This window comes from Variovorax sp. LG9.2, from assembly GCF_035018885.1.
Classification (GTDB): Bacteria; Pseudomonadota; Gammaproteobacteria; order Burkholderiales; family Burkholderiaceae_C; genus Variovorax.
The window spans coordinates 77,889-97,969 of the sequence record NZ_JASJXB010000017.1; the positions used below are offsets into that span (position 1 = coordinate 77,889).

Sequence of the window (20,081 nt, forward strand, 5' to 3'; positions counted from 1 at the left end):
TTGAAAAAGCAGCGCATCGTGGTGGGCCTGTCGGGCGGAGTCGATTCCGCGGTGACGGCGCACCTGCTGAAACAGCAGGGCCACGAGGTCGTCGGCATCTTCATGAAGAATTGGGAAGACGATGACGACAGCGAGTTCTGCTCCTCGAACATCGACTTCATCGACGCCGCCAGCGTGGCCGACGTGCTCGGCATCGAGATCGAACACGTCAACTTCGCGGCCGACTACAAAGACCGTGTTTTCGCCGAATTCCTGCGCGAATACCAGGCCGGCCGCACGCCCAACCCCGACGTGCTGTGCAATGCCGAGATCAAGTTCAAGGCCTTTCTTGATCACGCGATGCGGCTCGGTGCCGAGAAAATCGCGACGGGACACTACGCACGCGTCCGCTTCGACGATGCGACGCAAAAGCACGAGTTGTTGAAAGGCCTCGACGCCTCCAAAGACCAGAGCTACTTTTTGCACCGCCTGAACCAGCAGCAGCTGTCGAAGACGCTGTTCCCGGTCGGCGAGCTGCACAAGACCGAAGTGCGCCGCATCGCCGACGAGATCGGTTTGCCCAACGCGAAGAAGAAAGACTCGACCGGCATCTGCTTTATTGGCGAGCGGCCGTTTCGCGAATTCCTCAATCGCTACATCTCGAAGGCGCCAGGTCCGGTCAAGGACGAGCGCGGCCGCACTATCGGCGAGCACCAGGGCCTGAGCTTCTACACGCTCGGCCAGCGGCAAGGCCTGGGCATCGGCGGCATCAAGGCCAAGGGTGCGCAGCGCGGTGCGGGCGACCACGCGCCGTGGTTCGTGGCGCGCAAGGACATCGAGCACAACACCTTGTGGGTCGTGCAGGGGCACGAGCATCCATGGCTGCTGTCGAATCTGCTGGAAGCCGACGATGCGAGCTGGGTGGCGGGTGCTGCGCCCGCAACAGGCGACTATGCGGCGAAGTCGCGCTATCGGCAGGTCGACTCGGCATGCGAGCTTGACAAGGGCACCGACCAGGCGTTTCGCCTGGCGTTCGACGCGCCGCAGTGGGCGGTGACGCCCGGCCAGTCAGCCGTCGTGTACGACGGCGACGTGTGCCTCGGCGGCGGCGTGATCGTCTAGCGGATCACGCGGCCAAGTCAGGCAGCCGCCGTCTCGCGCAGTCCCGCCAGCAACTCGTAAGACCGCAGCCGCGCCGCATGGTCGAACACCTGCGAGGTAATCATCAATTCATCGGCGCCCGTGCGCGCGATGAAGGCATCGACGCCGGCGCGCACCGTCTCGGGCGAACCGACGGCCGAACACGACAACACCGAATCGAGCAGCGCGTTTTCCGACGGGCCGACGCGTTGCCGATAGCCTTCGACTGGCGGCGGCAGGCGTCCCGGCCGTCCGCTGCGCAGATTCACGAACGCTTGCTGCCATGAGCTGGCACGGAATTCAGCCTCGGCATCGGTGTCGGCCACGAACACATTGAAGCCGAGCATCACATGCGGCTTTTGCAGCTGCGCCGATGGCTTGAAGGTCTCGCGATAGATGCGGATCGCCTGCATCATTTGCTGCGGCGCAAAGTGCGACGCAAAGGCATAGGGCAGGCCGAGGTGCGCCGCCAACTGGGCGCCGAAGGTGCTCGATCCCAGAATCCAGATCGGCACTTCCAGCCCCTGACCAGGCACCGCGCGCACGGCTTGCCGCGGCTCCTTCGACATGAAATCCATCAACTCGACCACGTCTTGCGGAAACTGGTCCGAGTCCGATTCCAGATTGCGCCGCAGCGCCTGCGCGGTGCGCTGGTCGGAGCCCGGCGCGCGGCCCAGGCCAAGATCGACGCGGCCCGGATAGAGCGATTCGAGCGTGCCGAACTGCTCAGCGATCACCAACGGCGAATGGTTCGGCAACATGACGCCACCGGCGCCGATGCGGATGGTAGAGGTGCCCGCGCCGATGTATGCCAACAGCACCGCCGTCGCCGCGCTGGCGATCCCCGGCATGCCGTGGTGTTCGGCCAGCCAGTAGCGCCGGTAGCCCAGCTTTTCACCGAGCTGCGCAAGCGACAGCGAATTACGGAACGACTGCCCGGCGTCGCTGCCTTCAGTGATGGGGGAGAGATCGAGGATCGAAAGGGGGGTGGATGTCGAAGCCATGGCTTGTATTTTGGTCCGAACCGGCGATTTCCAACGGGTGCGAGAATTTTTCCCCCAGGCATTAGTAGGTGCCCGCCGAGCCGATGCCCCCGGTCGAACACGGGATCGCGCCAACCGCTAGTCTGCTTCGTGGCGCAAAAACCCATGCTTCGAGGCTTGGCGCTGTCTTTTTCGTCCCGGTTCACCCACTACAAAGACGTCAAAAATCGTGCTCATACGTTTGATCTATGTAAGCAAAGTGGTCGATCTGCAATCAACCACACTGACCGACGCGATCTTGCGCACGGCCCACGCCTGGAACACGCAGAACGGTATTACCGGCGTGCTCTGCGAGGGCCAAGGGGTGTTCCTGCAGGTGCTCGAAGGCGAGCGTGGCCTGGTAACGCGCCTGTATTCACGCATCTTTGCGGACCCACGCCACACCGACCTGGAGCTGATCCATTGCGAAAGCATTACCAAGCGCCACTACGGTGAGTGGTCCATGGCGCATGTGAACCTGTCCGACGTGGATCCGCAGACAAAAATCATCTGGCCGGACTTCGATCCCTACTCTCCGGGCGGGGCGCTGGTCATGACGCGCATCGCCGAGCTCATTGCCGAAGGTCGAACGGTCGACGCACCGGCGTCCTGAGACGCAGCGACGTCAAAAAAGCAGCACTCGGCTTTAAAAGGTCCGATCTAGAACGGAATATCGTCGTCCATGTCGTCGAAGCCGGACGACGACTTGGCAGGCGCCTGGCGCGGCGCCGCAGCGGGTGCGCGAGGCGCAGCCGCCGGAGCGCGCGGTGCGTAGCCGCCGCCGCCGCCACCACCACCGCCGCCGCCACCTTGCGAATAGCCGCCGTCGTCGTCGCCACCACCTTGCGGGCTGCCCATACCCTGCCGGCTACCGAGCATTTGCATCTGGTCGACACGGATCTCGGTCGCGAACTTTTCGACGCCTTCCTTGTCGGTGAACTTGCGGGTCCGAATCTGTCCTTCGACGTAGATCTGCGAGCCCTTGCGCAGGTACTGCGCGGCAATTTCAGCCAGCCTGCCGTTGAAAACGAGGCGGTGCCACTCGGTCGCCTCCTTCATCTCGCCACTGGACTTGTCTTTCCACTTGTCGGTGGTCGCGATGGCCACGTTGCAGACCTGATCGCCACTGGGAAAGGTGCGGCTTTCGGGATCGCGCCCGAGATTGCCGACGAGGATGACTTTATTGACCGATGCCATGTGCACTGCCCCTGATGAAGGATTGAAGGAGAAGGAAAAGAGGAATTGTGCCCCATGCGTCTGCCGCCGGGCCGCGCAAAGTCGTGGTGACTGACGGGTGACAATTGCGGTTGTCGATGAACGCCGAGCCCAACTTTTTCCAGCACCTGCGCGCCGAGCTTTCCGGCGGCCGTCGCTGGCTCGATCGGGCCGTCGTGCTCAGCTACGCGATCGCGGCGGGCCTCTCGGTCGTCGGCATCACGATCGCCAGCGACTGGGCCTTCAAGGGCTTTCATCGCTTTTTCACCGCGTGGCCCTGGGCTGTTCTCGTCGTCACGCCGCTGCTGACGGCGTTCATCGTGTGGGCCACACGCAGTTTCTTTGCTGGCGCCAGCGGGTCCGGCATCCCGCAGGTCAAGGCGGCATTGCATTCGGCATTGCCGCCAGACCGGCGCCGCATCTTCGTCTCGCTGCGGCTCAGCGCAGCCAAGCTCGCCCTCACGATGACGGGTTTTGCTGCGGGTCTGTCGCTCGGGCGCGAAGGCCCTTCGGTGCAGGTCGCAGCCGGCGTCATGCAGCACGCACGACGCTGGCTGTCGCCTCACAGCGCCATCGACACGCGCGCATTGCTCATCGCCGGTGGCGCCGCCGGTATCGCCGCCGCCTTCAACGCGCCCCTGGCCGGTGTGGTGTTCGCCATCGAAGAACTGTCGGGTCGGCTCGAATCGCGCGCCAGCGGACTGATCATGACGGCCATCGTGCTGGCCGGCCTGGTGGCCGTGTCGGCCTTTGGCAACCTGAGCTATTTCGGCATCATCAAGGTGCCGCGGCTGGGCTGGGATTCGCTTGGGCCCGGCCTGCTGATCGTGCTGATCAGCGGCGTGGCGGGCGGGCTCTTTTCGCGGCTGCTTATCGCTTCGCTGACCGGTGTGCCGGAACGGCTCAACCTTTTGCGGGCGCGCTATCCGATTCGCTTCGCGGCGGTCGGTGGACTGGTCATCGCCGTCATCGGACTGGTCACTGGCGGCGTGACCTTCGGCGCCGGCTCGGAGGCTGTCAAACGCATGCTCGAAGGCCACGACGCGCTCACGCCGCTCTACACCTTGCTCAAGTTCATCGCCACCTGGCTCACGGCCTGGTGCGGCGTGCCAGGCGGCATCTTCGCGCCGTCGCTGTCGATCGGTGCCGGCATCGGCAGTGCCGTCGCGCAAATCGCACAGGCCGACATGGGCCCTGCGCTGATCGCCATGGGCATGGCAGCATTCCTGGCGGCGGTCACGCAGGCGCCGCTGACGTCATTCATCATCGTCATGGAAATGGTCGACGGCCATGCGATGGTGCTGAGCCTGATGGCGGCGGCCATGCTAGCCAGCCTGGTCTCGCGAATGATCAGCCGGCCGCTGTACGACACCTTGGCCGATCACATGGTGGCGACTGCGATCGGCACGAACTTGCCGGTCGCGCCGGACGAGACGGACGACGCTGCCGAAGCACCGCTTTCCGTGCCCCCTTTGCTGGCACCGGAACCGACCGAAGCCCCGCCATCGCACTGACAGCCTGAGCGACTTATCATGCTCGGTTGCCCAAAACGGACTGCCCGTGAACTCCCCCATTGACGATGCCTACCTCGGCGCCGTGCTCGCACAACAGCGCATCAGCATTCGCGGCGCCCGCACGCACAACCTGAAAAACGTCGATCTCGACATCCCGCGCAACAAGTTGGTGGTCATCACCGGCCTGTCCGGCTCGGGCAAGTCGAGCCTGGCGTTCGACACGCTCTATGCCGAAGGCCAGCGGCGTTACGTCGAAAGCCTATCGGCGTACGCGCGTCAGTTTTTGCAGCTGATGGACAAGCCCGACGTCGATGTCATCGAAGGCCTGAGCCCCGCGATCAGCATCGAGCAAAAGGCGACCAGCCACAACCCGCGCTCCACCGTGGGCACCGTCACCGAGATCCATGACTACCTGCGCCTGCTGTACGCACGCGCCGGCACTCCCTATTGCCCCGATCACCACTTGCCGCTGCAAGCGCAGACGGTATCGCAAATGGTCGACGCGACCATCGCCCTGCCCGGCGAGCCGCGGCTGATGATCCTGGCGCCGGTCGCGCGCGAGAAAAAGGGCGAGTTCCTCGACCTGTTCGCAGAGATGCAGGCTGCCGGCTACGTGCGTTTCCGGGTCGATGGTGCAACCTACGAATACAACGACCTGCCCAAGCTCAAGAAGACCGAGAAGCACGACATCGACGTGGTGATCGACAGGCTGCGCGCGCGGCCCGACATGCAGCAGCGGCTGGCGGAGAGCTTCGAGGCCGCGCTGAGACTGGCCGACGGCCGTGCCATCGCACTCGAAATGGAAACGCCCGAGGGCGAAGACAGCGCGACGAACATCACGCCGGCGAGCAACGCCGCCGCGCCCAAAGAGCACCTCTTCAACGCCAAGTTCGCCTGCCCGGTCTGCCACTACTCGCTGGCCGAACTCGAACCGCGCCTCTTCTCTTTCAACTCACCAGTCGGCGCCTGCCCGACTTGCGACGGCCTCGGCCATCGCGAGTTCTTCGACCCGGCGCGCGTGGTCGCGTTCCCGTCGCTGTCGCTGGCGAGTGGCGCCATCAAAGGCTGGGACCGCCGCAACGGCTATTACTTCAGCATGCTGGAGAGCGTGGCCAAGCACTACAAGTTCGATATCGACGCACCTTTCGAATCGCTCGACGCCGCCGTCCAGAACGCCGTGCTGCAAGGTTCCGGCGAAGAAGAAATCAAGTTCAGCTACGCGATGGAAAGCGGCCAGCAGGCCGGCAAGAAGCTGTCGCGCAAGCATCCCTTCGAAGGCATCATCCCCAACATGGCGCGGCGCTTTCGGGAGACCGATTCGGTGCTGGTACGGGACGAACTCACGCGCTTTCGCAACATGCAGCCGTGCCCCGACTGCGGCGGCACGCGGCTGCGGCGCGAGGCGCGCAATGTGTTCCTGGTCAGCGCACCGCCGGCCGACGGCAGCGAGCCGACGCGTACGCCCATCTTCGAGATCAGCCACGTCACGCTGCGCGAATGCCTCGCGTACTTTCAGACGCTGCAACTGCGCGGCTCCAAGGCCGAGATCGCCGACAAGATCGTGCGGGAAATCGGACTGCGGCTGAAGTTTCTCAACGACGTCGGACTCAACTACCTGAGCCTCGACCGCAGTGCCGAGACGCTGTCGGGTGGCGAATCACAACGCATCCGGCTGGCATCGCAAATCGGCTCGGGCCTTACCGGCGTGATGTACGTGCTGGACGAGCCGAGCATCGGCCTGCACCAGCGCGACAACGACCGGCTCATCGGCACGCTCAAGCACCTGCGCAACATCGGCAACAGCGTGATCGTGGTCGAGCACGACGAAGACATGATCCGCGCCGCCGACCACGTGATCGACATGGGTCCGGGCGCCGGCGTGCACGGTGGCCGCGTGATGGCGCAAGGCACGTATGCGGAAGTGGCGGCCAACCCCGAGTCGCTCACGGGCCAGTACCTGTCGGGCGTCAGAGAAATCGCGGTGCCGAAACACCGCACGGCATGGCTTCCGGTGGTCGCCAAGGCGGCTTTCAACGACGGCAAGAAGTCGCGCTTTGCGCCGAGCCCGGCAGCCGAACGCCGCGCCGCGCGGGAGGCGGCGCACCTGGCTTCGCAAAGCGAGCTGCAGGAAATCCGCGTCATCGGCGCGACCGGCAACAACCTGAAGAATGTCAGCGTCGCTTTCCCGGTCGGCCTGCTCACCTGCGTGACGGGCGTGTCGGGCTCGGGCAAGTCGACGCTCGTCAACGACACGCTCTACAGCGCGGTCGCCCGCACGCTGTACCGCGCGCACGACGAGCCGGCAGCGCACGAGGCGATCGAAGGCATCGAGTACTTCGACAAGGTCATCAACGTCGACCAGTCGCCCATCGGGCGCACGCCGCGCAGCAATCCGGCCACCTACACCGGCCTCTTCACGCCGATTCGCGAACTCATGGCCGAGACCAACACCGCGCGCGAGCGCGGCTACGGCCCAGGGCGCTTCAGCTTCAACGTGGCGGGCGGACGTTGCGAGGCCTGCCAGGGCGACGGCGTGGTCAAGGTAGAGATGCACTTTCTGCCGGACGTGTACGTGCCGTGCGAGGTCTGCCACGGCCAGCGCTACAACCGCGAAACGCTCGAGGTGCAATACAAGGGCAAGAACATCGCGCAGATTCTCGACATGACGGTCGAGGTGGCGCACGAGTTTCTGAAAGCCGTGCCGACCATTTCGCGCAAGCTGCACACGCTGCTCGACGTGGGCCTGAGCTATATCAAGCTAGGCCAGTCGGCGACCACGCTGTCTGGCGGCGAGGCGCAGCGCGTGAAGCTTGCCCTGGAGCTCAGCAAGCGCGACACCGGCCGCACGCTCTACATCCTGGACGAGCCGACCACCGGTCTGCACTTCGCCGACATCGAGCTGCTGCTGAAGGTGCTGCACCAGCTGCGCGACGCCGGCAACACCATCGTGGTGATCGAGCACAACCTGGACGTCATCAAGACCGCCGACTGGCTGATCGACATGGGGCCGGAGGGCGGCGCCGGCGGCGGCGAGGTGGTGGGTGAAGGCACGCCGGAGGACATCGCTGCGAACGAGGCGAGTCATACGGGGCGGTATTTGAAGCGGCTGCTGTAGCCTTCGAGAGCCGTTGCACAATTTGCCTTTCGTAGGCCCAATCGGCATCTGGCGACAAAACCTAACCCCATGGAGCGCACCTTCAACCACCGCATCCCTCCGGCCGAGCAGCCGGCATACAAAGCCTCCGAAGTCGCCGCCGTGCTGGGCGTTCCGAAGACGACGATCGGGGCGTGGTGCTTCGGTCAGGGAAGTGGTGCGGGCCGCAGCTTCAAGCCATTGGTGAGCCCGGCCGACGAGACCGGCCGGTTTTTGTCCTTTACCAACCTGTGCGAACTGCATGTGCTGGCTGTCATTCGCAGACACCACCTCATCAACATGGCAACTGTGCGGAGCAGTCTCGACTATGTGCGCAAGCAACTCCAACAAGACCGCCCGCTGATTGCTCAAGAGTTCATGACGAACGGCGTCGATCTTTTCATCGAGAAGGCTTCGCAGCTCATCAACGTTTCGCGCGACGGGCAGACTGCTTTGCGCGGCGAGTTTCAGCAGGCGTTGGCACGGATCGACCGAAGCGCGCAAGGTGGGCCGGTTCGACTGTTTCCGTACAGCCGAATTTCTCCGGACGTGTCGCAGCAACCCAAAGCGGTTGCGATCGATCCGCAGATTTCGTTCGGGCGGCCCATTCTGTTGAATGCGGGCGTCATGACTGCCGTAATCAGCGACCGTTTCATGGCGGGCGACTCCGTCGCGGAGATGGCGCAGGACTATGGCGTTGCCGAGACCGACATCGACGAGGCTCTCCGTTTCGCTCAAAGGCTGGCCGCCTGACACGTCTTGGTCGCAGACCAATCAGTCCTCTTCATTGACCGTTGCGCATGGAGCGGCAAGTTGGGCGCCGCGCTTGACGCAGCAGGTATCCCGTATGTACCGCACAACCGCCATTTCAAGCACGACACTCCTGACGAAGTCTGGCTCACGGCCGTCAAAGACAACGGCTGGTTGATCCTCACCCGCGATCAACGCATTCGCTATCGGATCAACGAGCACCGGGCCCTTGTGGAGGCGAAGCTGATGATGTTCGTGTTGAGCCAGGGCGGTCTCACCGCTGAAGAAACGGGGCGCATAGTTTGTGCCGCGTATCCCGAGATCGTTCGGCAAGCAAACGTGAACCAACCGCCTGCGCTTTTTTCGATCACTCGATCCGGTGAAGTGAGCAGACGCAAGCTATCGGCTTGACATATTCGCGCACCGCGCGAGTGCAGCCGCGCGACCCGCGCACCAACAAGACGGTGCGCTGTTTCAAGCTGGCTCCAAACACGCTTTGGTGCTGGACCTTCACGGGCGCGGCCCTTGCCTGCACAGTCCGCATCGGAGCGTCTCACGGTCGTCGTGAGCGCATTCGGATGTCGACTCACAGGAGTTTTTTCATGAAGCTGAACCGGTTCTTTTCGCTCGCCGTTCTGTCGCTCGCCGCCAGTGGCGCCGCCCTTGCACAGACCAAGGAAGTGACCTTCGCGCACCAGGACATGCTGGTGCCGTTGCGCCTGGTCATGGAGTCGGGCGAGGTCGAGAAGGCCACGGGCTACAAGATCAACTGGCGCATGTTCGCCGGTGGTGGCGATGTGATCCGCGCCATGGCCTCCGGCGACGTGCAGATGGGCGAAGCCGGCTCCAGCCCACTGACCGCGGCGGCCAGCCAGGGGCAGGACATCAAGCTGTTCTGGATCTCCGCCGACATCGCCGATGCCGAAGCGCTGGTGGCGCGCAACGGCTCCAACATCACGAGCATGAAGGACCTGGTCGGCAAGAAGGTGGCGACGCCATTCGTCTCGACCGCGCATTACCAGCTGATGGCCGGCATGAAGATGGACGGCGTCGACGGCAAAGCGGTCAACGTGATGAACATGCGGCCACCCGAGATCGCGGCCGCATGGGAACGCGGCGACATCGACGCGACCTTCATCTGGGACCCGGTGCTGTCGAAGATCAAGAGCAACGGCAAGGTCATCGCGACCTCCGGCACCATCGGCAAGAAGGGCGCACCGACCTTCGAAGGCATCATCGTCAACGCCAAGTGGGCCGAGGCCAACGAGCCGTTCATGATCGCTTTCGTCAAGGCGCTGAACCGCGCCAACGAAGAATACAAAGCGTCCGGCAAGAGCTGGACGGCAGAGTCTTCACAGACCAAGGCGATGGCCAAGTGGACCAAGGCGAACCCAGCCGATGTCGGTCCTGCCATGGCGCTCTACACCTTCCCGACGATGGCCGAACAGGTCTCGCCGACATGGCTCGGCGGTGGCGCTGCCAAGGCCATGGCCGGCACCGCCGCATTCCTGAAAGAGCAAGGCCGCGTGCAGGAAGTGAAGCCCGACTACGGCGCATTCGTGACCACTGCGTACGTGCAGAAGGCGATGGCCAAGTAACGCGTCGCCACACCAGGTCGCCACATCACCGAAGGAGCACGCGATGCCCACGCTCGACATCCGCGACCTCGAGGTCCACTACGCCATCAAGGGCGGCTCGTTGCAGGCGCTGGCGCCCGTCAACCTGACGATGCACGACGGCGACTTCGTGGTCGCGCTGGGTGCATCGGGCTGCGGCAAGAGCACGCTGCTCAACTGCATCGCGGGCTTCTTGCCGCCATCGAGCGGCGAGATTTTGCTCGACGATAAACCCATCGTCAGCCCCGGCGCCGACCGCGGCGTGGTGTTCCAGAAGCATGCGCTGATGCCCTGGCTCAACGTGCGCGACAACGTCGCGCTGGGCCTGCGCTTCGGCGGCATGGACACGTCGAAGCGCGATGCCATTGCCGATGCCAAGCTGGCGCTGGTCGGCCTGGAGAAGTACGGCGACCGCGCGGTCTATGAACTCTCGGGCGGCATGCAGCAGCGCGTCGGCATTGCGCGTGCACTCGCGAGCGACCCGGCCTTGCTGCTGATGGACGAGCCGATGGGTGCGCTCGATGCCTTCACGCGCGAGACGGTGCAAGAGATTCTTTTGCACGCCTGGCAAGCGTCGAACAAGATGGTCTTCTTCATCACGCACTCGGTCGAAGAGGCGCTGTTTCTGGGCACGCGGCTGATCGTGATGAGCCCAAGCCCCGGCCGCATCTCGCATGTCTACGACGACGTGCCGTTTTCGCGGCAGTTCCTCGCGCACGGCGACGCGCGCAAGGTCAAGTCGGAGCCGGAGTTCATCCGCATGCGCGAAGAAGTGCTCGCCATCATTCATCACCGGGAGGCTACACATGTCTGATCTGGTCATCGCACCGAAGACCACGCGCTTCAAGGTGCCGGGCGAAGGCAACAGCGCCGGCATCAGCGTGGTCACCGTGGTGGTGTTGATCGCGATCTGGTTCGCCATCACCAACCTCGGGTGGGTCAAGCCGCTCTTTCTGCCCACACCGCAAGCGGTGTTCCAGCAGTTCTACGAATACCTGATGGGCACGGCCAACGACAAGCCGTTGTGGCAGCACTTCCTGGCGAGCATGTTCCGCGTGTTCGCGGCCTTCATCCTCGCGTGCGTGACGGCCATCCCGATCGGCATCGCGATGGGCATGTCGCGCGTGATGCGCGGCATCTTCGACCCGCCGCTCGAGTTTTACCGGCCGCTGCCGCCGCTGGCTTATCTGCCGCTCATCATCATCTGGTTCGGCATCGACGAAGTGCCGAAGGTCCTGCTGATCTTCCTGAGCTGCTTCGCACCGCTGGCACTGGCCGCACGCGCCGGCATGCGAAGTGCGTCGCAAGAACAGATCAACGCCGCGTACTCGATGGGCGCCAGCTACCTGCAGGTGATCCGCCACGTGATCCTGCCGTCGGCCATGCCCGACATCCTGATCGGCATGCGCATCGCCATCGGCTTCGGCTGGACCACGTTGGTCGCGGCAGAGATGGTCGCCGCCAACCTCGGGCTCGGGCAGATGGTGTTGAACGCGTCGAACTTTTTGCGCACCGACATCGTGATCATGGGGATCATCGTGATCGGGGTGGTGGCTTATTTGTTCGATCTGTTGATGCGCTGGGTCGAGCGCAGGGTCGTGCCGTGGAAGGGCAGGATCTGATGGACAAAACCTTGAAAACCTGCAAAATTGGGATTGATTTCATTTTTCGGCGCAATCCCGAAATCCTGGACTTTCGCCTGGAACGCATCTTGCGTGACTGAATCGACTGGCGCTCTCAGCGCCTTTTTCTGGAGCATTTATGAAATTGATTTCATTCGTCGCGCAACGTGCGGTCTTGTTGCTCGCCGCGCTGGCTGCGTCCGCCGCCCTGGCTGCCGATCCCACCACGCTGGTGGTCGGCATGTACCGTCCGACGCTGTCGCTCAACCAGGCGCTGAACCCCGACTACACCAGCACGGTGACCGGCTCGCAGGTGTTCGCGAGCCTGCTGCGCTTCGACGCGCAAGGCAAGCCGCAGCCCTATCTCGCCAAGTCGTGGGCTTGGTCGGCCGACCAGCGCACGCTCACGCTCAAGCTGGTCGAGAACGGTCTTTTCCACGACGGCAAGCCGATCACTTCGAAGGATGTGAAGTTCTCGATCCTGACGGTCAAGGGCCTGGCCGGCCGCGTCTCCAAGTTCAATGCGATCACCGAGGTGCGCACGCCCGACGCCTACACAGTGGTGGTGCAACTCGACCGTCCGGCGCCATCGATCGTGCTGGCGATGTCGAGCCCGTTCCTGCCGATCCTGCCGGAGCACGTCTATGGCCAGGGCAACATCCGCATGAATCCAGCCAACACCACGGGGGCCGTGGGCTCCGGCCCCTACAAGTTGGCCGAGTTCAAGGCCGGCCAGTACGTGACGCTGGAGCGCTTCGACAAGTTCTTCCTCGGCCAGCCCAAGCTGGAGCGCATCGTGTTCAAGGCCGGTTCCGACCTGCAGACGCTGGTGCTCGGTCTGGAGCGGGGCGAGATCGACATGATTCCCTACATGTACGACTGGCGCCTCATCAAGCGCCTGTCGACCGACAAGCGCTTCACGATGACATCGGAGGGTTACGGCGGTATCGGTCCGCTCAACAACCTGATGTTCAACCTGCGCCACAAGCCGCTCGACGACGTGCGGGTGCGCAAGGCCATCGCCTATGCAATCGATCGACCCTTCATCGCGAAGGCATTGCTCGGCGGCGTCACGACGGTGGCCTACAGCCCGCTGGCGCCGACCACGCCGTTCTATACCGACCAGGTCGAGACCTACGCCACCGATCTCAAGAAAGCAGCCGCGCTGCTGGACGAAGCCGGCCTCAAGCCGGGCGCGGACGGCATCCGCATCAAGCTCACCATGCACTACCCGCCGGGCAATGTGGACTATCACAAGAACGGCGCCGAATACATCCGCTCGCAGCTGCGCAAGGTGGGCATCGACGTCGACGTGCGGGCCTCCGACTTCGTCAGCTGGCTCAAGGCCACGGGCAGCGGCGATTTCGACATGACCATGGTGTCGCTGTTCAATTTCGGCGACCCGGCGTTCGGCGTCGCGCCGCAGTACTCGTCCGCCAACATCCAGCCGCTCCCGTACGCCAACAACGCGAACTATCGCAACCCGATCGTGGACGACCTGCTGGACGCCGGCTCGGTCGAGATCGATCCGCAGAAGCGCGAACGCATCTACGCGCAGTTCCAAAAGATTGCGATGGACGACGTGCCCATCCTCCCGCTGACGGTCCTGCGGTACCAGACCGTGATGCGAAAAGGTTTGGTCGATCTGCCTGCCGGTTTTTGGGGCACGGCCGCGCCGTTCAACGACACCCACTGGGCGCCCGAAGCGGCCAACTGATCGCAACCAGGACATGAACGCCATCACCTTCGTCACAGGGCGGCTGGCCAATGCGTTGGGTCTCATCTTCGCGGTGCTGGTGTTCAGCTTTTTCCTGTTGCACCTGGCGCCGGGCGATCCGGCGCTGGTGATCGCAGGCGACTCGGCCGATGCCGCCACGCTGGCGCAGGTCCGCAGCTTGTACGGGTTCGACCAGCCGCTTCTGAAGCAACTGTCGACGCACCTCTGGCGCATCGCGCACGGCGATCTCGGTCAGTCGTACTTCTTCAACGCACCCGTCGCGCAGCTGGTAATGGAGCGCATGCCAGCCACTTTGTTGCTGGTCGGTTCGGCGATCACCATCGCGGTACTGCTCGGCACCACGCTTGGCGTAGCCGCAGCTTGCCGGCCACGCGGCATCACCAACGCAGGCATCACAGTGCTATCGGTTGTCGGCTTCGCCGCGCCGGTGTTCTGGACCGGCATCGTGCTGGTGCAGCTTTTCGCATCGCATTGGCCGGTGTTCCCGGTCAACGGCATGCGCGACGTGACCCAGCGGCCTGGTGGCGCGATCGCCGGCGCGATCGACGTGCTGCATCACCTGGTGCTGCCGACCGTGTCGCTGTCATTGTTCTATCTGGCGCAATACAGCCGACTGTCGCGCGCCACCATGCTTGAGGTGCTGAACGCCGACTACGTCCGCACCGCCCGGTCCAAAGGCTTGCCGGAACGCCTCGTCGTGTTCAGGCACGCGCTGCGCAACGCGATCCTGCCCGTGCTCACCGTGCTTGGATTGCAGGTCGGCCAGTTGTTCGCCGGCGCGGTGCTGGTCGAGGCCGTCTTCAACTGGCCCGGCCTCGGCACGCTGGCATTCGAGGCCATCCTGCGGCGCGACACGCCCGTTCTCATGGGCATCCTGCTGTTCTCGGCCGTGATCGTGGTGCTGACCAACATGGTGATCGACGGGCTCTACCGCCTGATCGACCCGCGCATCGGATCGGGCATGCAGGGAGCAGCCGGATGAACGCCAGCACGACCCTGGCCGACGAGGCGGCTGCGCCCGCGATGCCTGCAGGCCGATCCGCGACGACCAGCCGCGGGAAGTTCCGCGAGGCCGCGCAGATTTTCTGCCGCAATATCCCCGCGCTGGTGGGACTGGTGCTGTGCGTACTCATCGTTGCTGCGGCGATCATCGGCCCGTCGATCTACCACGTCGAGCCGTTCGAAACCGTCGCGGCCCCGCTGCTCGCACCGGGCGAAGACGGTGCACCGCTGCTCGGCACCGACTACCTCGGGCGCGACCTGCTGGCCGGCCTGATCCACGGGGCCCGCGCCACCCTGCTGGTCGGCGTACTGGCCACCCTGCTCGCCATGCTGCTGGGCGTTGTCGTGGGCGCACTGGCCGGCTACTACGGCGGCCGCGTCGACCGAATGCTGATGCGGCTGACCGAATTCTTCCAGGTGATGCCGCCGGTGCTGCTGGCGATGGTGCTGATCGTGCTGCTGCAGCCGACACTGCTGGTGCAGGCCGCAGCGATCGGCGCGGCCAGCTGGACCAGCGCGGCACGGCTCACGCGCGGCGAGTTCATGCGCATCCGCCATCTCGACTACGTGGCCGCAGCACGCACCATGGGGGCCAGCGACAGTTACCTGATCTGGCGCGTGATCCTGCCGGCGGCCATGCCGCCGCTGGTGATCTCGGCCACGCTGACCATCGGCGCCGCCATCCTGTTCGAAAGCGGCCTGAGCTTTCTCGGCCTGTCGAACCAGAACGTGATGAGCTGGGGCCTGATGATCGGCGGCAACCGACCCTACATGCTCGACGCGTGGTGGGCCACCACGATGCCCGGTGCGGCCATCTTCACTTCGGTGCTGGCGATCAGCCTGGTGGGAGACGGCCTCAACGAAGTGCTCAACCCGAGATTGCGCGAACGATGAACCCGAGCGAACCCCTGTTGTCCGTGCGGGGCCTGAACCTCGTGCTCCACACACCCAGCGGCACCAAGCAAATCCTGTACGACCTCGATCTCGATGTCGCCGCCGGCGAAACGCTGTGCCTGGTCGGGGAATCCGGCAGCGGAAAGAGCATGACTGCTTTGGCGCTGCTCGGGCTCGCGCCGCGCGGCGCACGCACCACCGCACAAAGCATCCGCTTCGGCGGCGAGGAGATCGCCGGCTTCGACGGTCATCGCATGCGCGCGCTGCGCGGCCGCCGCATGGCGATGATCTTCCAGGAGCCGATGACCGCACTGAACCCGCTGCTCACCATCGGGCTGCAGATCACTGAATCACTGCGCCAGCACTGCGTGGTACCGCGCAAAGAGGAGCGCGAGCGTGCCGAGGCACTGCTGCATTCGGTCGGCATCGCGGATCCGGCGCGGCGCCTCGATGCCTACCCGCACCAGCTTTCCGGCGGCATGCGCCAGCGCGCGATGATCGCCATTGCACTCGCCGGAGAGCCGCAACTGCTGATCGCCGACGAGCCGACCACCGCACTCGACGTGACCGTGCAAGCCCAGGTGCTCGACTTGCTGAAAGACCTGCAGCGGCGCCTCGGCACCGCCATGATCCTGATCACACACGACATGGGCGTGGTGGCCGACGTGGCCGACCGGGTCAACGTGATGTATGCCGGCCGCAAGGTCGAAGACGGCCCCCTGCGCGACGTGCTCTCATCGCGCGCCCACCCCTACACGCGGGCGCTGGTGTCGTGCATGCCGAGGCAACAGCAAGCCCCTGTCGCAGGACGCCGTGTGCCGTTGCCCGAGATACCCGGCGTCGTACCTTCGACCACTTCGCTGCCGCCGGGCTGCGCCTTCGCACCGCGTTGCGCCTACGCCGAGCCGGCCTGCACGCGCAGCATTCCGCCGCTTGTGCAGCTGCGGCCCGACCACGCCACCGCCTGCTTGCGGCAACTCGAAGGCGCTTTGCCATGACGACGCAGAGCGACGACACCTTGCTCGAGGTCGATGACCTCGCCGTCCACTTTGCGCTGCCGCGTGCACGGCCCTTCGCCCCGGTCGACACAGTGCGCGCAGTCGATGGCGTGAGCTTTCGCATTCGACGCGGCCGCACCTTCGGCATCGTCGGCGAAAGCGGGTCCGGCAAGACCACCACCGCACAGGCCGTCATGGGGCTGGTTCGCAAGACCCGCGGCACCGTGGTGTTCGATGGCGCAGTGCGCGAACGCCTCTCGCCGGCCGAGCAGCGTCGGCACCGGCGCGGCTACCAGATGATCTTCCAGGACCCGTTCTCCTCGCTCAATCCGCGCCTGCGCGTGGACCAGCTGGTGCGCGAGCCGCTTGACCTGATGGGCATCGGTGTGCCGGCCGAACGAACAGAACGCGTGGCCGAAATACTGAATGCCGTAGGCCTGCGCGCCGACCAGCACCAGCTCTTTCCGCACCAGTTTTCGGGTGGGCAGCGCCAGCGCATCAGCATCGCGCGCGCACTGGCCTCGAACCCCAAGCTGGTGGTGTGCGACGAACCGGTGTCGGCCCTCGACGTGGCGATCCAGGCGCAGATCCTGAACCTGCTGGCCCGGCTGCAGGACGAGTTGCAGCTGACCTACCTCTTCATCTCGCACGACCTGCATGTGGTGCGCTACCTGTGCGACGACATCGCCGTGATGTACCTCGGACGGATCGTCGAGCAGACGCGCGCAGAGGCCATCTTCGACGCGCCACTGCACCCCTACACATGGTCGCTGGTGTCGGCCATCCCGGGCAACGCGCATCTGACCGGTGGCCGCGCGCCCGCGGTGCTGCGCGGTGATCCGCCGAGCCCGACGCGGTTGCCACCGGGCTGCCGCTTCGCCGGCCGCTGCCCCTTCGCCGAGCCGCTTTGCCATGTGTCGGAACCGCAGTTGCGCGCCATGCCGGGCGACCGGCTGGTGGCCTGCCATCGGGTCGACGACCACGGCGTCGGGCCGCAACACGCATGAACCTTTTTGCCCTGGAGCCATTCCCTTTGCCGACCGAAGACCTGATTCTGAAAAAGCTGGAGGGCCTCGCTGCCGCCTTCAACCGCCACGATGTCGACGCCGTGCTGTCGTTCTTTGCCGAGGACTGTTCGATGGAACTGCCGCAGGGGCCAGAGCCGTGCGGTCGGCGTTTCGAGGGCAGAGTGGCGGTGCGCAGCGGCGTCGCATCGCGCTTCGCCGGCCTGCCGGACGTGCACTACAGCAACGTGTCGCACCGCGTGATCGGCCAGCTCGGCATCTCGCGCTGGACGGTTTCCGGCACCACGTCGGGCGGCGAGCGCATCGTCGCGAACGGCTGCGACTTCTATTCCTTCGACGCCGAAGCGCGGGTCACGAAGAAAGATTCGTACTGGAAAATCGTGCAGAACCAGACCCTGGAAATGAACCCGGAATGAAACAGACCGCGCCCGCGTCGGTGCCGCGAAACGCAAGCCGGCGGCCCGCTGCCGTGGCTTCGGTGCAGGAGGTCGCCCGCCGCGCGGGCGTATCGCCGGCCACGGTGTCGCGCGCATTCAACTCGCCGCACCAGTTGAATCCGGACACGCTCAAGCGGGTGACCGAGGTGGCACAGGCGCTGCGCTACCAGCCCAACGGCGTGGCGCGTTCGCTGCGCCGCAACCGCAGCATGGCCATCGGCGCGGTGATTCCGTCGTTTCGCCACGGCTACTTCGGCAGCACGGTCGAAGGCCTGCAGGCGGGTTGCCGCAAGGCCGGCTACTCGCTGCTGATCGCCACCTCGGACTACGACGAGAAGCAGGAGCTGGATGCCGTGCACGCGATGATCCGCCAGGGCGTCGACGGTCTGGTGCTGGTGGGCCTGCAACGCGACCCTGAGTTGGAGGCCTTGCTGGAGCAGGGCGGCATTCCGTACATCGTCACCTGGTCGTACAGCCAGGACGTGCCGTGCATCGGCTTCGATCACCAGAAAGCGATGGAGCGTGTCACGCGCCACCTGCTCGACCTCGGGCACGAGCGCTTTGCCGTGATCATGGCTTTTTTGCGCGTGAGCGATCGCGAACGCGACCGACTGGCCGGGATAGCGGGCGCGTTGGCCGCCCGGGGCGTGCCGTTGCCGGGTGACCGCATCCTGTTTGCCGGCGGCAGCGGCCTGCAGGACGGACGCAACGCATTGCGCGCTGTGCTGCAACAGCACCCGGACACGACCGCCGTGCTCTGCGCCAACGATCTGCTGGCCGCAGGCGCCATCATGGAATGTCGCTCCCGCGGCATCGCCGTCCCCGAGCGCCTGTCGATCACCGGCTACAGCGACCTCGAACTCGCCTCCGCCATGGAGCCGGGCATCACCACCATCCGCACCCCGGCCGAAAAGCTGGGCCACATGGCGGCCGAATGGCTGGCACACAAGCTGGCCGGCGAACCCGTGATGGCACGTTGCGAACTCGAAACCGAACTCATCATCCGCGGCAGCACCGGCCCTGCTGCGCGCACCACTGGAACAGGCACGTCATGAACTCCATCGACACCGAAGACTTCATCGCCAAACGTTACGAGGTGCTGGTCGAACGCGACGTCCGTTACGGCGAGGCCATGGTCGACCACGGCACCACGCCCCGCATGCGGCCGCTGCTGCTCGACATCTACCGCCCGCAGGCGGCGCCGGTCATGGCCCGGCCGGCGCTCGTGCTCGCATTTGGCGGGGCCTTCCACCGTGGCTCGCGCCAGAGCGACACGGTGATCGAGGACGGGCACGAGAACACGCCGGTGTCGGCCTATTGCCACGAGTTCGCGCGGCGCGGCTATGTCTGCTTCTCCATCGACTACCGGCTCACGCCCGAAGACCCGCACCCAGGCAACACGCCGTTGCTGCTCAACCCGATGAACGTCAATCGCGACCGCATCGATTTCGTGCGCGGCATCATGGGACTGCCGCCGTCGACGCCGGTCATGATCGCCAACGCGATGGAAGCGGCGATCGACGACATGGGCACCGCGATCGACTGGGTGCACGCGCAGGCCGGTACGCTGGGCGTGAACCCGCAGCAGATCGCCGCTGGAGGCTTCTCGGCGGGCGCGATGATGGCGCTGGCCGCCACCTATGGCCAGCAGAGTCCGGCCGCCGCCGTGGTGGCGCTTTCGGGTGCGATGGGCCTGGCCGAAATGCATCGCTATATCCGCAGCGCAGACGCACCGCCCGCGCTCCTGTTCCGTGGCGAGAACGATCTGCCGGGCATCGGCCCGATCAGCCACGAATTGCACCTGCACATGCAATCCGTCGGGGTCGATCACGAGAGCTATGTCGTCGCAGACGGCACACACTTCTATCCACGCACCGCCACGGCCATGCCCGTCATGGGCGACAGCACGTCGACGCTCGAAGACGCGATGGCGGCATTCCTGTGCACGCGCATGGTGGCACCGGATCGACGCCCTGCACTGGCCTGACGCGAACCG

At 64.9% G+C, this 20,081-nt stretch carries 19 protein-coding genes; 17 read left to right on the forward strand and 2 right to left on the reverse strand.

Annotated features, from left to right (window positions below):
* A complete protein-coding gene (gene mnmA, locus QN413_RS17545) occupies positions 1–1,101 on the forward strand; it encodes a tRNA 2-thiouridine(34) synthase MnmA (RefSeq protein WP_323497881.1) in 1,101 nt (366 codons plus the stop codon).
* Positions 1,102–1,118: 17 nt separating this feature from the next.
* On the opposite strand, the gene QN413_RS17550 is transcribed toward mnmA, so the two are convergent.
* Entirely contained in the window at positions 1,119–2,123 is a 1,005-nt protein-coding gene (locus tag QN413_RS17550; RefSeq protein ID WP_323497850.1) for an LLM class flavin-dependent oxidoreductase, read from the reverse strand.
* A gap of 208 nt (positions 2,124–2,331) precedes the next feature.
* On the opposite strand from QN413_RS17550, the gene QN413_RS17555 reads away from it, so the two are divergent.
* On the forward strand, positions 2,332–2,754 hold the full coding sequence (locus tag QN413_RS17555) for a BLUF domain-containing protein (protein WP_323497851.1): 423 nt from the start codon (positions 2,332–2,334) through the stop codon (positions 2,752–2,754).
* A 47-nt stretch (positions 2,755–2,801) separates the two neighbouring features.
* On the opposite strand, the gene ssb is transcribed toward QN413_RS17555, so the two are convergent.
* Positions 2,802–3,338, reverse strand: a complete 537-nt coding sequence (gene ssb / locus QN413_RS17560) for a single-stranded DNA-binding protein (RefSeq protein WP_323497852.1) — start codon at positions 3,336–3,338, stop codon at positions 2,802–2,804.
* Positions 3,339–3,454: 116 nt separating this feature from the next.
* Between ssb and QN413_RS17565 the strand changes: the two genes are divergently transcribed.
* The 15 genes from QN413_RS17565 to QN413_RS17635 all read left to right on the forward strand — a co-directional run bounded on the left by QN413_RS17565 (position 3,455) and on the right by QN413_RS17635 (position 20,072).
* Entirely contained in the window at positions 3,455–4,870 is a 1,416-nt protein-coding gene (locus QN413_RS17565) for a chloride channel protein (protein WP_323497853.1), read from the forward strand.
* A 46-nt stretch (positions 4,871–4,916) separates the two neighbouring features.
* Positions 4,917–7,985 (forward strand): excinuclease ABC subunit UvrA, encoded by a 3,069-nt coding sequence (gene uvrA, locus QN413_RS17570; protein ID WP_323497854.1) that lies wholly within the window; start codon positions 4,917–4,919, stop codon positions 7,983–7,985.
* A gap of 69 nt (positions 7,986–8,054) precedes the next feature.
* On the forward strand, positions 8,055–8,756 hold the full coding sequence (locus QN413_RS17575; RefSeq protein ID WP_323497855.1) for a DUF433 domain-containing protein: 702 nt from the start codon (positions 8,055–8,057) through the stop codon (positions 8,754–8,756).
* Between the two features lie 6 nt (positions 8,757–8,762).
* Positions 8,763–9,164, forward strand: coding sequence for a hypothetical protein (locus QN413_RS17580; RefSeq protein ID WP_323497856.1), 402 nt, complete (start codon positions 8,763–8,765; stop codon positions 9,162–9,164).
* Between the two features lie 191 nt (positions 9,165–9,355).
* Positions 9,356–10,351 (forward strand): taurine ABC transporter substrate-binding protein, encoded by a 996-nt coding sequence (gene tauA, locus QN413_RS17585; RefSeq protein WP_323497857.1) that lies wholly within the window; start codon positions 9,356–9,358, stop codon positions 10,349–10,351.
* Positions 10,352–10,394: 43 nt separating this feature from the next.
* Positions 10,395–11,183, forward strand: a complete 789-nt coding sequence (locus QN413_RS17590; protein ID WP_323497858.1) for a taurine ABC transporter ATP-binding protein — start codon at positions 10,395–10,397, stop codon at positions 11,181–11,183.
* Entirely contained in the window at positions 11,176–11,991 is an 816-nt protein-coding gene (locus QN413_RS17595; RefSeq protein WP_323497859.1) for an ABC transporter permease subunit, read from the forward strand. Before QN413_RS17590 ends, QN413_RS17595 begins: the two co-directional genes overlap by 8 nt.
* A gap of 139 nt (positions 11,992–12,130) precedes the next feature.
* On the forward strand, positions 12,131–13,708 hold the full coding sequence (locus tag QN413_RS17600) for an ABC transporter substrate-binding protein (RefSeq protein ID WP_323497860.1): 1,578 nt from the start codon (positions 12,131–12,133) through the stop codon (positions 13,706–13,708).
* Positions 13,709–13,721: 13 nt separating this feature from the next.
* The gene (locus QN413_RS17605) at positions 13,722–14,711 is read left to right on the forward strand and encodes an ABC transporter permease (RefSeq protein WP_323497861.1); all 990 of its coding nucleotides are present in this window, start codon (positions 13,722–13,724) and stop codon (positions 14,709–14,711) included.
* Positions 14,708–15,625, forward strand: coding sequence for an ABC transporter permease (locus QN413_RS17610; protein WP_323497862.1), 918 nt, complete (start codon positions 14,708–14,710; stop codon positions 15,623–15,625). The genes QN413_RS17605 and QN413_RS17610 overlap by 4 nt, the downstream gene beginning before the upstream one ends.
* Entirely contained in the window at positions 15,622–16,623 is a 1,002-nt protein-coding gene (locus QN413_RS17615; RefSeq protein ID WP_323497863.1) for an ABC transporter ATP-binding protein, read from the forward strand. The genes QN413_RS17610 and QN413_RS17615 overlap by 4 nt, the downstream gene beginning before the upstream one ends.
* Positions 16,620–17,630 (forward strand): oligopeptide/dipeptide ABC transporter ATP-binding protein, encoded by a 1,011-nt coding sequence (locus QN413_RS17620; protein WP_323497864.1) that lies wholly within the window; start codon positions 16,620–16,622, stop codon positions 17,628–17,630. The genes QN413_RS17615 and QN413_RS17620 overlap by 4 nt, the downstream gene beginning before the upstream one ends.
* Positions 17,627–18,064: a nuclear transport factor 2 family protein gene (locus QN413_RS17625; protein WP_323497865.1), complete on the forward strand. Its 438-nt coding sequence runs from the start codon at positions 17,627–17,629 to the stop codon at positions 18,062–18,064. Before QN413_RS17620 ends, QN413_RS17625 begins: the two co-directional genes overlap by 4 nt.
* Positions 18,061–19,140 (forward strand): LacI family DNA-binding transcriptional regulator, encoded by a 1,080-nt coding sequence (locus tag QN413_RS17630; RefSeq protein ID WP_323497866.1) that lies wholly within the window; start codon positions 18,061–18,063, stop codon positions 19,138–19,140. The genes QN413_RS17625 and QN413_RS17630 overlap by 4 nt, the downstream gene beginning before the upstream one ends.
* Positions 19,137–20,072: an alpha/beta hydrolase gene (locus tag QN413_RS17635; protein ID WP_323497867.1), complete on the forward strand. Its 936-nt coding sequence runs from the start codon at positions 19,137–19,139 to the stop codon at positions 20,070–20,072. Before QN413_RS17630 ends, QN413_RS17635 begins: the two co-directional genes overlap by 4 nt.
* Positions 20,073–20,081: the final 9 nt, after the last annotated feature.